Source organism: Jatrophihabitans telluris (assembly GCF_023516435.1).
Classification (GTDB): domain Bacteria; phylum Actinomycetota; class Actinomycetes; order Mycobacteriales; family Jatrophihabitantaceae; genus Jatrophihabitans_A; species Jatrophihabitans_A telluris.
Window position 1 is genome coordinate 872,149 of record NZ_CP097332.1, and the last position, 13,864, is coordinate 886,012.

General features: G+C 66.9%; 15 protein-coding genes. 5 read left to right on the forward strand and 10 right to left on the reverse strand.

Annotation, left to right across the window (positions count from 1 at the left end; translation table 11 throughout):
- Positions 1-20 precede the first annotated feature (20 nt).
- Together M6D93_RS04235 and M6D93_RS04240 are read right to left on the reverse strand one after the other, a co-directional pair.
- A complete protein-coding gene (locus tag M6D93_RS04235) occupies positions 21-515 on the reverse strand; it encodes an SRPBCC family protein (protein ID WP_249773114.1) in 495 nt (164 codons plus the stop codon).
- Positions 508-873, reverse strand: coding sequence for an ArsR/SmtB family transcription factor (locus M6D93_RS04240; protein WP_249773115.1), 366 nt, complete (start codon positions 871-873; stop codon positions 508-510). Before M6D93_RS04240 ends, M6D93_RS04235 begins: the two co-directional genes overlap by 8 nt.
- 225 nt (positions 874-1,098) lie before the next feature.
- On the opposite strand from M6D93_RS04240, the gene M6D93_RS04245 reads away from it, so the two are divergent.
- Entirely contained in the window at positions 1,099-1,569 is a 471-nt protein-coding gene (locus M6D93_RS04245; protein ID WP_249773116.1) for an SRPBCC family protein, read from the forward strand.
- A 107-nt stretch (positions 1,570-1,676) separates the two neighbouring features.
- On the opposite strand, the gene M6D93_RS04250 is transcribed toward M6D93_RS04245, so the two are convergent.
- The 3 genes from M6D93_RS04250 to M6D93_RS04260 form a co-directional block, all read right to left on the reverse strand.
- A complete protein-coding gene (locus M6D93_RS04250; RefSeq protein WP_249773117.1) occupies positions 1,677-2,051 on the reverse strand; it encodes a VOC family protein in 375 nt (124 codons plus the stop codon).
- 71 nt (positions 2,052-2,122) lie between these two features.
- Entirely contained in the window at positions 2,123-2,737 is a 615-nt protein-coding gene (locus M6D93_RS04255; protein ID WP_249773118.1) for a TetR family transcriptional regulator, read from the reverse strand.
- 50 nt (positions 2,738-2,787) lie between these two features.
- Positions 2,788-3,210: a MarR family winged helix-turn-helix transcriptional regulator gene (locus M6D93_RS04260; protein ID WP_249773119.1), complete on the reverse strand. Its 423-nt coding sequence runs from the start codon at positions 3,208-3,210 to the stop codon at positions 2,788-2,790.
- Positions 3,211-3,314: 104 nt separating this feature from the next.
- Between M6D93_RS04260 and M6D93_RS04265 the strand changes: the two genes are divergently transcribed.
- Entirely contained in the window at positions 3,315-5,129 is a 1,815-nt protein-coding gene (locus M6D93_RS04265; protein ID WP_283818636.1) for an ABC transporter ATP-binding protein, read from the forward strand.
- A 25-nt stretch (positions 5,130-5,154) separates the two neighbouring features.
- Here the strand turns inward: M6D93_RS04265 and M6D93_RS04270 are convergent, their stop codons facing one another.
- From M6D93_RS04270 to M6D93_RS04290, 5 genes are all read right to left on the reverse strand, one after another.
- Complete coding sequence (locus M6D93_RS04270) at positions 5,155-7,674, reverse strand: DEAD/DEAH box helicase (RefSeq protein ID WP_430667206.1); 2,520 nt, start codon at positions 7,672-7,674, stop codon at positions 5,155-5,157.
- 42 nt (positions 7,675-7,716) lie between these two features.
- Entirely contained in the window at positions 7,717-8,586 is an 870-nt protein-coding gene (locus M6D93_RS04275) for an HAD family acid phosphatase (protein WP_249773121.1), read from the reverse strand.
- 246 nt (positions 8,587-8,832) lie between these two features.
- Positions 8,833-9,684, reverse strand: a complete 852-nt coding sequence (locus M6D93_RS04280) for a transglutaminase family protein (RefSeq protein ID WP_249773122.1) — start codon at positions 9,682-9,684, stop codon at positions 8,833-8,835.
- A 25-nt stretch (positions 9,685-9,709) separates the two neighbouring features.
- Complete coding sequence (locus M6D93_RS04285) at positions 9,710-10,645, reverse strand: alpha-E domain-containing protein (protein WP_249773123.1); 936 nt, start codon at positions 10,643-10,645, stop codon at positions 9,710-9,712.
- Between the two features lie 10 nt (positions 10,646-10,655).
- The gene (locus tag M6D93_RS04290; protein WP_249773124.1) at positions 10,656-12,293 is read right to left on the reverse strand and encodes a circularly permuted type 2 ATP-grasp protein; all 1,638 of its coding nucleotides are present in this window, start codon (positions 12,291-12,293) and stop codon (positions 10,656-10,658) included.
- 193 nt (positions 12,294-12,486) lie between these two features.
- Here M6D93_RS04290 and moaC point away from each other — a divergent pair, with 193 nt between their 5' ends.
- Genes moaC through M6D93_RS04305 form a run of 3 tightly spaced genes read left to right on the forward strand, consistent with a single transcriptional unit; the run spans position 12,487 to position 13,861 of the window.
- Positions 12,487-12,918: a cyclic pyranopterin monophosphate synthase MoaC gene (moaC, locus tag M6D93_RS04295; RefSeq protein ID WP_347343539.1), complete on the forward strand. Its 432-nt coding sequence runs from the start codon at positions 12,487-12,489 to the stop codon at positions 12,916-12,918.
- Entirely contained in the window at positions 12,915-13,418 is a 504-nt protein-coding gene (locus M6D93_RS04300) for a MogA/MoaB family molybdenum cofactor biosynthesis protein (RefSeq protein ID WP_249773126.1), read from the forward strand. The genes moaC and M6D93_RS04300 overlap by 4 nt, the downstream gene beginning before the upstream one ends.
- The gene (locus tag M6D93_RS04305) at positions 13,415-13,861 is read left to right on the forward strand and encodes a molybdenum cofactor biosynthesis protein MoaE (protein WP_249773127.1); all 447 of its coding nucleotides are present in this window, start codon (positions 13,415-13,417) and stop codon (positions 13,859-13,861) included. Before M6D93_RS04300 ends, M6D93_RS04305 begins: the two co-directional genes overlap by 4 nt.
- Positions 13,862-13,864 lie beyond the last annotated feature (3 nt).

A 13,864-nucleotide genomic window follows, 5' to 3' on the forward strand; every position in this document is an offset into this window, starting at 1 on the left:
TCGGACTCACCCCCGACTGGCTAAGCCCGGGTCTCGATGTAGCCGGCCAGTTTGCTCATGGCCATTGCCCAGCCCGTGGCGCCGGGCGAATCGGCCGGTATGCCGACGTGGGTGATGACCATTCTCGTACGGTCCCCGAGGTCTTCGAGTTCGACTCGGACTTCGGTTGTGGTGGGGTGGCCCGCTGGCATGCCCAGCTCCGAGGGAGCGATGATGTCGCCGTCCGCATTGGAAACAGAGTCTGTGTAGACGAGGCGCGCGTTTTCGATGACCTCGCGGTACTCGCCGGTGAACCACATGCGCACGGGGCCGTCGGGCGTGGTGACCTCCATACAGATCAGCCGGGTTCCGCCGACTCGTACGTCCATCTTGGCGACAGGGATGGTCGCTCCCGTTGGCCCGTACCAGGCCGAGAAGTGTTCCGGATCGGTCCACATTTGCCAGATCAGATGTGCGGGAGCATCGAAGGTTCGCTCGATGGTCACAGCATTCTGGGCGTTCAGGCCGTCAGTCATCGTGTCCCTCCGTCGTCGGTTGTGATCGCAGTCGGTTGAGGTAGTCGTCCATCCTGTCCAATCGGGCCTCCCAGACGGGGCGGTACTGCTCGGCCCACGTCGCAACATCTGCGAGCGGGCTGGCGTCGAGGGCGCAGGGGCGGTACTGCGCATGGTGGCCGCGTGTGACGAGCCCAGCCCGTTCGAGCGTTTTGATGTGCTTGGAGATTGCGGGAAGCGTCAGGTGAAATGGCGCTGCGAGTTCGTTCACCGTGGCCTCGCCCCGGGCGAGATGGGCAAGGATGGCGCGCCGCGTCGGGTTGGCGAGCGCGGCGAAGGTCTCGCTGAGCTGGTCTTCGGCGCTGGCCGTTGTCGTCACGATCACGCTACTTTCCAGTGCGGCTAATTAACCAAATAGGAAAGTACAGTGCGACGGTACCGGCGTCAATAGCGCGCTCGGTGAAGCATGCCGCTCGATCACGACCACGCTTACAGGGCGGTTCGCCTGTCCCAGAGCGTGATAGGTCTGCCCGCCGCGCAACGAAAGCCGTTGCCTCCGCTCGCGAGCTGCGGCGACTCGGACGAGGAGTTCTACGATTGAGCGGTGCCGGTCAACATCGTGACGTCGATCGAGATTGCTTGCCCGAGGGCGGAGGTCTCCGTCTTCGCCGCTGATCCTGACAATGCCACTGCGTGGTACTCGAACATCAAGTCGGTCGAGTGGCAGACAGCTCCCCCGCTGGCCGAAGGCTCGGAAATTGCCTTCGTCGCGAACTTCCTGGGACGGCGCATCGCGTACACCTACAGGGTTGTCGAACTGGTCGTGGGGCAGCGGTTCGTCATGAGCACTGAGCAGGGGCCGTTCCCGATGCGGACCGAGTATTCCTGGGTCGACGCTGCGTCCGGAACGCTGATGACCCTGCGGAATTCCGGCCAACCGTCAGGCTTTGGCGCCATCGCCGCACCGGCCTTGGCGGCGGCAATGCGTCGAGCCAACAACAAAGACCTCCTTCGATTGAAGGCCATTCTGGAATCGCACCACCGGGACGGGGCGCGTCCTCACCCTGTTTCCTAGCCCACGCCGTACTCCGTGCCCCACCACGCTGACAGGTGCGACGAGGTGGGCTTCGCGGCATGACGAGCCTCGCCGCAGGCCGCAGGCCGCAGGCCGCAGGTCACCGGTCACCGGTATTCGGTGAGAGACAGAACGTTCCCGTCGGGGTCGGTGAACCAGGCGACCCGATCGCCGTTCGGAGTTGTCCAGACACCCTGGGCATCCTGTTCCATGCCGTCGAAGCGAGAGAACACGACGCCGGCAGCGCCCAGTTCGGCGACGCTTGCGCCGATGTCGGCGACGCGCCAGCCGAGCACGGTGTACCCAGCGTGGGCGACCTCGGCAACCACGGTGATGCGCAGCATCGTGCCGTTGGCGTCGAACACACAGGCATACGCGTTCTCGTCCAGCACGGACAGTCCAAGCACGTCTTGGTAGAACCGCCGCGCCCTCGCGAGGTTCGTGGTCGGGGTGAAGGCGACGAGGTCGCTCGTAGCAAGCATGTGAACCTCTCAGCGGTGGGCGGTGGGCGGTGGGCGGTGGGCGGTAGGCGGTGGGCGGACGCGGCGCGACTTCAGCGCCACTGGGTCAGGCCGAGCGCGATCAGGCGTAGTTGCCGCTCTGCCCGCCTGGTGACATCGGCGATGGCGTCGTCATCGGGTCCGTCGAGTTCGGTAAGCGCCTGGATGGTGTGCAGCATCGCACCCACCATCAGATCGGCCGCCATGCGCAGATCCTCCGTCTGGAAGTCCGCCAGTGCCGGCATCCGGGCCAGGTCTGCGGTCAGCTCGACCGTGAAAAGGTCCAGGGCGTCGCGAATGGCCCGCGCGACCGCAGGCACCCCGCTGGCCCGTTCCCGGATCAGGAACCGGAAGTCGGCTTCGCGCTCAGCCACCTGGCGCACCAGGATCGAGACGCTCCCGGCGATCGGATCGGCGACCTGCGCCTGCCTCGCCTGCCTGATCAACTGACGCAACGTGGCGGTGCACTCTTCCACCACGGCCACGCCGAGCTCGTCCATCGAGGCGAAGTGGCGGTAGAACGCGGTCGGCACGACACCCGCGGCCCGCGCCACTTCGCGCAGGCTGAGGCCCGACAGACTGCGATCGGCCAGCAGCGTCAACGCCGAACCGACCAGGGCCTGTCGGGTCCGCTCTTTACGCTCGGCCCTGCTGCTGGTCGAGGTCACGGCGGGAGTGTACAACTGTGCACTCAACTTCGAGCCGGATTGCCGCCGGGTCAGGATTCGTCGGTCAGCTTGCGCAGCAACCGGTGCAGGTTGCGTTGCTCGGCTTCGGACAGGCGTCCGAACATCCGCTCGGCCTCCTCCGAGCGAGCCGAACGGATGTCGGCGCTGGCCTTGCGTCCCGCGGCCGACAGGGAGACCTGCGTTGCGCGCCGGTCGGACGGATCAGCGGACCGCTCGACGAACCCGATTCGTTCCAGGTCGTCGATGACCTCGGTGGCCGAGCGCGCCGCGATACGCAGGTGTTCCGACAGGGCGGAGGGGCGCATCGATCCGTACCGGTCCAGGGTGCGCATCGCCCGTGCCTGAGAGGGCGTCAGGTTCCAGGACGAGAGCCACTGGGCCGAGTTGCGCCGCAACTGTCGGGCCACCGCCCAGAAGGCCTCGGCCAGCGATTCGTCCCCAGAGCGCTCCACGGGAACAAAGTACCAGGACTTGCTGTTGTAGCCTCATGATGAGGTAACCTCAGTAAATTAGCTTGTGCCTCAGACTTTCACTCCTACAGACCACGGGAGGTCTCATGCAGTCCACTCCCACCCCGCCCCCCACCTTCGCCGGCCGTCGCTGGAAGGCCGATGGCCGCAACTCCGCCGACGAGAAGCGCGAGGCCAAGCAGGTCTCGCTGCTGCGTATCGGCCGGCTCTTCACCCCCTACCGTTGGCCGCTGCTGATCGTGACGGCCATCATCGTGGCTTCGTCCATCGTCTCCCTGGCCTCTCCGTTCCTGCTGCGGGCCGTGATCGACTCCGCGTTGCCGAGCCAGAACGTCGGGCTGCTGCTCGCTCTCATCCTCGGCATGATCGCGGTCGCCGCGGTGACCTCGGTCTTCGGCGTGGTCCAGACCTGGATCAGCACCCGAATCGGCCAACAGGTCATGCACGGCCTACGTACCAGCGTCTTCAGCCACCTGCAACGACAGTCCCTCGGCTTCTTCACCCGTACCCGTACCGGTGAAGTGCAGTCGCGCATCACCAACGACATCGGCGGGATGCAATCGGTCGTCACATCGACGGCAACCTCGGTCGCGTCCAACCTCACGACTGTCGTGGCCACCATCGCCGCCATGCTCGCGCTGTCCTGGCGGCTGTCGCTGATATCGCTGATCGTGATGCCACCGGCGATCTACTTGACGCGCAAGGTGGCCCGGATGCGGCGCGACATCACCGCCCGCCGCCAGTCGGAGCTGGCCGACCTCAACGTCACGATCGAGGAAGGCCTTTCGATCAGCGGTATTCAGCTCGCGAAGACGATGGGGAGCGGCCCCGCCCTCATTCGCCGGTTCAGCGAATCGTCGGTCCGACTGATCGATCTGGAACTACGGTCGGAGCTGGCCGGACGGTGGCGGATGGCCTCCATGAGCGTCATCTTCGCCGCGGTGCCGGCCGCGATCTACCTGGCCGCGGGACTGCCCGCGACCCGCGGCGGCATGACCATCGGCACCCTGGTGGCCTTCACCACCCTGCAAGCCGGCCTGTTCCGTCCACTGATGGGGCTGCTGAACGTCGGTGTGTCGCTCACCAGCTCACTGGCCCTCTTCGCCCGCATCTTCGAGTACCTCGACCTACCGGTGGAGATCGACGAGCCCGCCGACCCGGTGAGCGTCGATCCCGCCGCCATTCGCGGTGAGGTCCGCTTCCACGGCGTCAGCTTCTGCTACCCCGGCGCAACGAAGGCCGCCGTCGATGACGTCGACCTGGTCGTACCGGCGGGGAACACCCTCGCGATCGTTGGCGAAACCGGTTCGGGTAAGAGCACACTGGCCGCCCTTGTCGCCCGCCTGTACGACCCGAGCGCCGGCCGAATCACCATCGACGGTATCGACCTGCGCGATCTCGCCCTGACCGACCTGGCCGCGATCGTCGGTGTGGTGAGCCAGGAAACGTACCTGCTGCACACCACCGTGCGGGAAAACCTTCGCTACGCCAAGCCCGACGCCACCGATGCCGAGATCGAATCCGCCGCGCGGGCCGCCCAGATTCACGAGCTGATCGACTCGCTGCCCGAGGGCTACGACACGATGGTCGGCTCGCGGGGTCACCGGTTCTCCGGCGGCGAGCAACAACGAATCGCCATCGCCCGGACCCTGCTGCGCAATCCGCGCGTGCTCGTGCTCGATGAGGCCACCAGCGCCCTGGACAACGAGACCGAGCGGGCCGTGCAGCACGCCTTCGACGAACTGGCCCGCGGACGAACCACCATCACCATCGCCCACCGGCTGTCCACGGTCCGCGACGCCGACGGGATCGTGGTCATCGACGCCGGTCACGTTGTCGAGGCGGGTAGTCATGAGCAACTGCTCGAACGGGCCGGACGATATGCCGCGTTGGCTGCGTGAACTCGCAGCTCCTGGAACGCACAGCTCACCAGTGGTCGACCGACCGCACCTGCACGATCGCCTCGCCCGCCTCGTCGCTGGCCGCCAGATCCACCACGGCGTCGATGCCCCAGTCGTGGTCGCCGTCCGGGTCGTCGAAGACCTGCCGCACCTGCCACTCGTTCGTGGTCTTGGTGATCTGCAACAGCTGCGGATTGCGTGCATCGGCCGAGATACCGATCCGGTCGTACTCGGCGAAGTAGCCGTCCAGCGCGTCCTCCCAGTCCTGAGCTGACCACGCCTTGGGCTGGGACAGGTCGGCGAGCAGATCGTAGCGACGTCGTGCGGCCAGTTCGACCCGACGGAACAAGGCGTTTCTCACCAGGACGGTGAACGCCCTGGTGTTCGAGGTCAGCGTCCTGACCGCGGGGACATCGCCCGGCTCCAGGGCGGAATCCTCACCTGCGCGCAACTGCTCCCATTCGTCCAGCAATGACGAGTCGACCTGGCGTACGAGTTCTCCCAGCCACGCGGTGACGTCCTCCACCGGTTCGGTCCGGGCGGCCGCCGGGACCGAGGACCGCAAGGCCCGGTACGCATCGGACAGGTACCGCAGTACCAATCCCTCCGAGCGGGTCAGACCGTAGAGGGATACGTATTCGCCGAAGGTCATGGCCCGCTCGTACAGGTCGCGCACTATGGACTTGGGCGACAGCTCGAAGGCCGCCAGCCAGGGATGCGATTGACGGTAAATGGAGAAGGTCGCCTCGAGGAACTCCGCCAACGGCTTGGGATAACTGACGTCCTCGAGCAGTTCCATCCGCTCGTCGTACTCGATGCCGTCGGCCTTCATGGCGGCCACGGCCTCACCCCGGGCCGCGAACTGCTGTGCCGACAGGACCTGCCTCGGGTTCTCCAGGGTCGACTCCAGTACGGAGACGACGTCCAGCGCAAAAGACTCCGAATCGACGTCCAGTACCTCTATGGCGGCCAGCGCGAACGTCGACAAGGGTTGATTGAGCGCGAAGTTCAAGGGCAGGTCCACGGTCAGCCGCACCGTCCGGCCGAACTGGTCGGGGACCTCCAACCGTTCGATCACCCCTGCGGCCAATAGGGATCGGTAGGCGGCAATGGCTTGGCGCACGTGGTGACGCCTGCGGGACACCGGTTCGTGGTTGTCGGTCAGCAGCCGCTTCATCGCGGCGAAGGCGTCGCCCTCGCGAGCGATCACGTTCAACAACAGGGCGGGCGTCACCGCGAAGTGGGAACCGAGCTGCTCGGGCGCGGCTTCGATCAGACGATCGTGGGTCGCCTTCGACCACGAGACGAATCCCTCGGGCGCCCTCTTACGAACGACCTTCCGCCGCTTCTTCTCGTCCTCACCCGCCTTGGCCAGCAGCTTGACGTTCTCGACTTCGTGCTCGGGTGCCTGCACCACGACCGTGCCCGCGGTGTCGAACCCGGCCCGGCCGGCGCGCCCGGAGATCTGATGGAACTCCCGGGCCTGCAACTGCCGGGTGCGCACCCCATCGTATTTCGACAGGGACGAGAACAGCACGGTACGGATGGGGACATTGATGCCGACGCCCAGCGTGTCCGTGCCGCAGATGACCTTGAGCAGGCCGGCCTGCGCGAGCTTCTCCACCAGGCGGCGGTATTTGGGCAGCATGCCCGCGTGATGAACCCCGATGCCGTGCCGGACCAACCTCGACAGCACCTTGCCGAAGCCGGAGCTGAAGCGGAATTCGCCGATTGCGACGGCGATCATGTCCCTTTCGGCGCGACTGGCCACGTTGATCGAGGTGAGCGCCTGCGCCTGTTCCAGCGCCGCGGCCTGGGTGAAGTGCACGATGTAGATCGGGGCCTGCTTGGTCTGCAGCAACTCGATGACGGTCTCCTGCAGACCGGTCACCGAGTAGTAGTGATGCAGGGGCACCGGACGCTGCGCGGAGGACACCAGCGCGGTTTCGCGTCCGGTGCGCCGCGACAGGTCGTCGAGGAAGAAATCGACATCGCCGAGGGTCGCCGACATCAACAGGAACTGGGATTTGTTCAGTTCCAGCAAGGGAATCTGCCACGCCCAGCCACGGTCCGGATCCCCGTAGTAGTGGAACTCGTCCATGATGACCGTGCCGACGTCGGTGCTGGGACCCATCCGCAGCGCGAGGTTGGCCAGTACCTCGGCAGTGCAGCAGACGATGTCGGCGTCCTGGTTGACGCTGGCGTCGCCGGTGAGCATCCCGACCCGCTCGGCGCCGAAGGTATCGGACAGCTCGAAGAACTTCTCGCTGACCAGCGCCTTGATCGGAGCGGTGTACACGCTGCGCCGGCCGGCCGCCAACGCCGCGAAGTGAGCCCCGGTGGCCACCAGCGACTTCCCGGAACCGGTCGGCGTGGCCAGGATGACGTTGGCGCCCGAGACGAGTTCGATCAGGGCCTCACTCTGCGCCGGGTACAGCTCGAGCCCGCGTCCGGACGTCCAGCCTTCGAAGGCGGCGAAGACCGAATCCGGTTCGTCGGGCAGTCCGACGAGCAGGTCAGGCAGGCTGGCGGTCACTGCACCCACCCTAGTGCGGTCCTGCTACCTCCTCGTCCTGCCTGTCCCGGCCTAAGGAAGGTAGTACATCGGGTTCGGGATCTTGAAGGTCTTGTCGCCGTACCCGCCCCGGAGATCGGAGAATTGGTCACCGAAGTTGGCCACCAGGTCATAACCGAGGGACTCGATGTGCTTGCGGGTCTGGGACTTGTACTCGGTCGTCGTGCAGGTGGCCGCCGCGCACCGGATGTAGGACGGCTGATTGCCGGCGGTGTACTTGAGGTACAAGTGGGCGGTGTCCAACGGGACCTGGTAGCCGACCTTGGACAGGTTCGTCACCGTCCCCGCCCGCTGGGTCTCCGGACGTCCGGTCAGGAAGAACACGGTGTAGCCCTTGGACGAGGCCCAGTTCACCAGCGCCGGCATGCCGTACACCTCGGGGAAACGGGCGTTGTTGACGTAGTCGGCGTTCGTCATCGGGTTGTAGGAGAAACCCGAGAAGATCTCGTAGTTGTAGGTGTTCAGCGTGGTGTCGTCGATGTCGAAGACCACCGACTTCTTGCCCTCGGCCGGCTTGACTCGGGCATGGGCGAGATAGGACCTGGCCTTCGCCTCGATGCCGTGAACCTCCTTGGCGTAGTTGCCCGTCGTGGAGGGCACGTGGTCTGTGCCGACGACGGTGTCGCCGTAGTAGGCCTTGATCTTGTTCTCTACGAGGGTGACGTTCGGGATCGAGTCGCCGCGTGTGGGGGCGACGGTGCTGCTCGGCGGCGCCGGATGCGCCGGATGCGCGATGTGCCCGCTGTTGCCGTGCGCCGAGGCGGTGGTGATGCCGCCGAACGTCAGCCCGAGCGCCGCGATCAAGGCTCCGGTCAGGAGGGGCCATCTGCCGCTCAGGCGGGTACGTCCGGCGGGTGCCCCCGAGGTCATCTCAGCACTCATGGATCTCTTCCTCCGTGTCGCGATGCGTCCAGGCACGAGGTCGTCGTGCACCCACACTTGTACACATGAGGTGAGAAACTGGATGTAAAGCCCGCAAATCCCCACACGTTGACGTTGCCCTTGTTGCGCGCAACGAGGGCAACCTCAACGGGTTGGGACGCGCAACGAGGGCAACCTCAACGGGTGAGGACGCGCAACGAGGGCAACCTCAACGGGTTGGGACCCGCAACGAGGGCAACCTCAACGTCAGGCCAAGCGGGTGACCTCGACGACGACGCCCAGTCCGGACGACTTGGGCCCGGAGTAGATGCCCTTCAGCGGCGCGACATCGTCGTAGTCACGTCCCCTGGCCACCGCCACGTGCTGGTCGGCGACCTCACGTCCGTTCGTCGGGTCGTAGCCGACCCACTCGCCGTCCCACCACTCGACCCAGGCGTGGCTCTCACCCGCGACCGTTTCCCCGATCTCTGCCGAGGACTTGGGATGCAGATAGCCCGAGACGTAGCGGCACGGTACGCCGAGCGAGCGAAGCATGGCCAGCGTGACGTGCGCAAAATCCTGGCAGACACCCTTGCGTTCCTGCCAGGCCTGCAAGCCGGACGTGTGGACCCCGGTGGCGCCGAGGCGGTACTCCATCGCCGCCCGGATCGCCTCGTTGCAGGCGATGGCGGCGTCGGCGGGCGCCGAGGTACCGGCGCTCTCGCGCGCCAACGCGGACAACTCACCGTCGGGGTCGGTGCGCGGGGTGAACGCCAGCCACTCCGCGAACTGGTCACGCACCTGATCGGTGCCGAGTTCCCCCCAGCCGAGCGAGGCGAGCGAGCTCAACGCCCGCGGCCGCAGCGCGGTCTCGACCACGCTCGTCGAGGTGACGACCAGTTCGCTGTGGGGGGAGTGGATGTCGAACGCGGTGACCTGAGTGCCCCAGTAGTCCCGGTAGCGGAACACGCTGGCCGGCGGCGAGATCTCGACCCGGGACTCCAGGGTGGTCTGGGTCGAGTCCGACAACGGCGTCATCCGCGCCTCGTTGAACGAGGACACCACTTCGCCGTCGTAGGAGTATCCGGTGCGGTGGCGCACCCGCATGCGCCAGGTCATCGGCACATCCCCGCTCGGCTCATCGTCACGCTCCCTTTCCGACCCACTCGATCACGGCGTGCGGAAAATACCGGGTGCCGACGGCACTGGTGGCGTCTGCGCACGCGGTCTGGACCGCTTCGAGATTGCCCTGGAGATCCTGCATCATCTCGTCCACGCCGAGGAACTCCAGCCCGGTGCGGGCCCGGCCCAGCTGCCGCCGAGCCGGATCGTCCGTGCCGACCCGGCCGTCACCGCCCCGGTCCAGTTCCTGGATACGGTCCTCGGCCCGGGACAGCGCGAAGAACAGCGAGCGCGGAAAGAGCCGGTCGAGCATGAGGAACTCCCCGGCGGTCCGGTCACTGACCCGGCCCCGGTAGGTGCGCAGGTAGGCCTCGTTCGCCCCGCAGGCACGTAACAACGTGGTCCAGTTCGGGCCGGACGTGCCGGTGGCGCGGGTGGTCAGCAAGCGGGCCGTCATGTCGACCCGTTCGATACTGCGGCCCAGGTCGAGGAAGAGCCAGCCCTCGTCCCGGCTCATGGTGGAGTCCGCGACGCCGCTGGCCAGCGCGGTACGTTCACGCACCCACTGGAAGAACCGGTGCGGTCCCATGCGCTCGGCCCGCCGGCGTTGTTCGGACAGGTCCAGGTAGGTGAGGTTGAGTGCCTCCCAGAGCTCGGAGGACACCGAGTCGCGAGCGCTGCGGGCGTTGACCCGGCCGGCGGCGAGGGCGCCGGTGATCGAGGACGCGGCCTGGCGATCGTAGGCGAGTTGCTGCAGCACTTCACGAACACCGACCGGGCTGCCGTCCTCGGGCATCGGCCGGCCCATGACCTCGAACAGCGACCGGCAGGCCTCGTCCTCGACGGAGGCGTCCTCGAGGATCTGCTGCAGGTAGATGTCCAGGATGCGGGCCGTGTCGTCGGCGCGTTCGATGTAGCGGCCGATCCAGAACAGCGACTCGGCGATCCGGCTCAGCATCGCGACCCCCTCACTGCTGGCCCTGCTGTTGCTGCTGGGACTGGGCGTTGTTCGGTCCGACGTCCTGGGTCCGTTCCGCGACCCGGCTTTCGGTGGTGCGCATCGAGCGCACCACGGGGAACGCGCCGGTGGCCAGCTCCTCCGGGGCGGGCATCGGGCGTCCGACCTCGGCGTCGGTGGCGATGGCCGAGGCGGCATCGTCCTGCGGCGAGTGCCACTGCCGGTCGATGACAAGGGTGTCCTTCGAGCCGCCGCCCTGACTGGAGTTGACGACCAGCGACCCTTCGGGCAGGGCGACCCGGGTGAGACCGCCGGGCAACACCCAGACGTCCTCGCCGTCGTTGACCGCGAACGGGCGGAGGTCGACGTGACGTGGCGCGATCTTCTCGCCGATGACCGTAGGGACCGTGGACAGGTGGACGACCTGCTGGGCGATCCAGCCGCGGGGGTCCTCGAGCACCTTTGCCCGCAGCACCTCCAGCTCCGCCTTATCCGCTTGCGGGCCGATGACGATGCCCTTGCCTCCGGAGCCGTCGACCGGTTTGAGGACGAGCTCGTCGAGCCGGTCGATCACCTCGGCGAGGTGGTCGGGCTGTTCCAGCCTGAAAGTGTCGACGTTGTCGATCAGCGGTTCCTCGCGGAGGTAATAGCGCACCAGGTCCGGGACGTAGGTGTAGAGCAGCTTGTCGTCGGCGACCCCGTTGCCGACTGCGTTGGCGATGGTGACGTTGCCGGCACGGGCCGCGGTCAGCAGGCCGGGGCAGCCCAGTACCGAGTCCGGCTTGAAGTGCACCGGGTCCAGAAAGGCGTCGTCGACGCGCCGATAGATGACGTGCACCGGCCGCTCGCCGGATGTCGTGCGCATCCGGACCTGGTTGTTGGAGCACACGAGGTCGCGTCCTTCGACGAGCTCGACGCCCATAGTGCGGGCGAGCAGGGTGTGCTCGAAGTAGGCGGCGTTGTAGGCACCGGGAGTCAGCAGGACGACGGTCGGGTCGGTGATACCGGCCGGGGCGGCCCTCCGCAGCGCCTGCAGCAGCTTGGCGGGGTAGTCCGACACCGTGCGCGCCCGGACCTCGCCGAACACCTCCGGCAGTGCCTGGATACTCGCTCGGCGATTCTCCAGTACGTAGCTGACCCCCGACGGGATGCGAACGTTGTCCTCCAGCACACGGAAACGGCCCTGCTCATCGCGGATCAGGTCGATCCCCGCGACGTGGATGCGCACCCCGTTGGCCGGCTCCATCCCGTAGGCCTGGCGCTCGAAGTACTTCGAGGTGAGCAGTACCCGCTGCGGGACGACGCCGTCGGCAACCACGTTCTTGTCGCCGTAGACGTCGGCGAGGAAGGCTTCCAACGCCTTGACCCGCTGGGAGACTCCGCGCGAGACCACGTCCCACTCGGCCGCCTCGATGATGCGGGGGATCAGGTCGGTGGGGAAGGGGCTTTCGACTCCGCCGACGTCGAAGGTGACGCCGCGGTCGAGAAACGAGCGCGCCAGACCCTCGGCCCGCGCCCGCAGTTCGTCGGCGTCGAGGGAGTGCAGTGCGGTGACCACGGCATCGTAGGCGGGACGGGTCAGACCCTCGGAGGCGAACATCTCGTCCCAGGCCCGGCCGAAGGAATAGTTCGAGAACAGGTCCGCCACGCCCGGACCATAGGGAGATCCTGTTTCAGTGCCGTTAACGCCACTGGCTGGATCGAGGGTCGCTGCCAAACCAGTCTCCGATCGGGCGAAATGCGTGGGCTGCGGCGGTGTCGCCACAGACTATGCCGATCCGCGGCGCCGTAGGCTGCCAAATGTGGAACTGACTCATGTGGACTCCTCTGGGGCAGCGCGGATGGTCGACGTATCGGCCAAGGACGTGACGGTCCGTTCGGCTACAGCGACCGCGGTGTTCAGTACGACGGCCGAGGTGATCGGGCTGTTGCGGGCCGACGGCCTGCCGAAGGGGGATGCCTTGGCGGTGGCCCGGATCGCGGGCATCGCCGCGGCCAAGCGAACGCCGGATCTGGTGCCGCTGTGCCACCCGATCGCGATCCACGGCGTGTCGGTCGAGCTCGAACTGTCCACCGATGCGGTGTCGATTTCGGCGACTGTGCGGACCGCGGACCGAACCGGTGTCGAGATGGAGGCCCTGACCTGCGTCACTGTGGCGGGTTTGGCCCTGTACGACATGGTCAAAGCCGTCGATCGCGGTGCTCGGCTGACGGATGTGCAGCTGCAGCACAAGGCCGGCGGCCGGACCGGTGAGTGGGAGCGACGACCGTGACCGGGACGACGATCCGAGCGACGGTGGTGACGTGTTCGAACCGGTCGGCGGCCGGGGAGCGCGCGGACGACTCGGGCGCACTGCTGGCTGAACGGTTGCAGGCCTGGGGCTACACGGTGAGCGCGCGGGTGATCGTCCCGGACGACATCGACGAGATCTCGGCGGCGGTCGGCGGTGCGGTTCGAGCAGGCTCGCGGCTGGTGATCACCACCGGCGGTACCGGGGTCACCCCGACCGACGTCACGCCCGAAGCGGTCGAGCCGTTGTTGGACCGGCAGCTTCCCGGGATCGCCGAACGCATCCGCGCTGTCAGTGCCGAGGCCGTTCCGACCGCGGTGCTCTCACGCGGGGTCGCCGGGACGATCGGTGCTGCCCTGGTGGTGACGTTGCCGGGTTCACCGGGCGGAGTCCGAGACGGCTTGGCCGTGCTCGAACCCTTGCTCGCCCATGTACTCGATCAGTTGGCCGGCGGGGACCATCGGCCTGGAGGGGGCGTATGACCATCGCCGGCGCGGACCCGAAAGCCAAGGTACGGATAGCCACCGTCCTGGAGATTCCCCTTGATGTAGCGGCGCATTCGGAATCAGTGCGCCGCAATTCGGGTGGAGCGGAGGTGACCTTCTGCGGTGTCGTGCGCGACCACGACCATGGCCGGACGGTCATCGAGCTGGAGTACACGTCGTACCCGAACGCTGTCGATGTGATCGCCGAGGTGGCTGCCGAGATCGCCTCGGAGCCGGATGTGCTGGCCGTCGCGGTCAGCCATCGGATCGGGATGCTGCGGATCGGCGATGTTGCGCTCGTCGCCTCCGTCTCGGCGGCTCATCGCGGTCAGGCGTTCGCCGCGTGCGCCCGCCTGGTCGACGAGGTCAAGGCGCGGCTGCCGATCTGGAAGCGGCAGGTCTTCTCGGACGGGACCGACGAATGGGTCAACTGCCCCTGAGCG

Bases quoted from the DNA above. Each gene is read 5' to 3' on its own strand.
- M6D93_RS04280 (WP_249773122.1), bottom strand. From the start codon at position 9,684: ATGACCTGGCGCATGCGGGTGCGCCACCGCACCGGATACTCCTACGAC.
- M6D93_RS04305 (WP_249773127.1), top strand. From the start codon at position 13,415: ATGACCATCGCCGGCGCGGACCCGAAAGCCAAGGTACGGATAGCCACC.
- M6D93_RS04275 (WP_249773121.1), bottom strand. From the start codon at position 8,586: ATGAGTGCTGAGATGACCTCGGGGGCACCCGCCGGACGTACCCGCCTG.
- M6D93_RS04235 (WP_249773114.1), bottom strand. From the start codon at position 515: ATGACTGACGGCCTGAACGCCCAGAATGCTGTGACCATCGAGCGAACC.
- M6D93_RS04265 (WP_283818636.1), top strand. From the start codon at position 3,315: ATGCAGTCCACTCCCACCCCGCCCCCCACCTTCGCCGGCCGTCGCTGG.
- M6D93_RS04285 (WP_249773123.1), bottom strand. From the start codon at position 10,645: ATGCTGAGCCGGATCGCCGAGTCGCTGTTCTGGATCGGCCGCTACATC.
- M6D93_RS04250 (WP_249773117.1), bottom strand. From the start codon at position 2,051: ATGCTTGCTACGAGCGACCTCGTCGCCTTCACCCCGACCACGAACCTC.
- moaC (WP_347343539.1), top strand. From the start codon at position 12,487: ATGGTCGACGTATCGGCCAAGGACGTGACGGTCCGTTCGGCTACAGCG.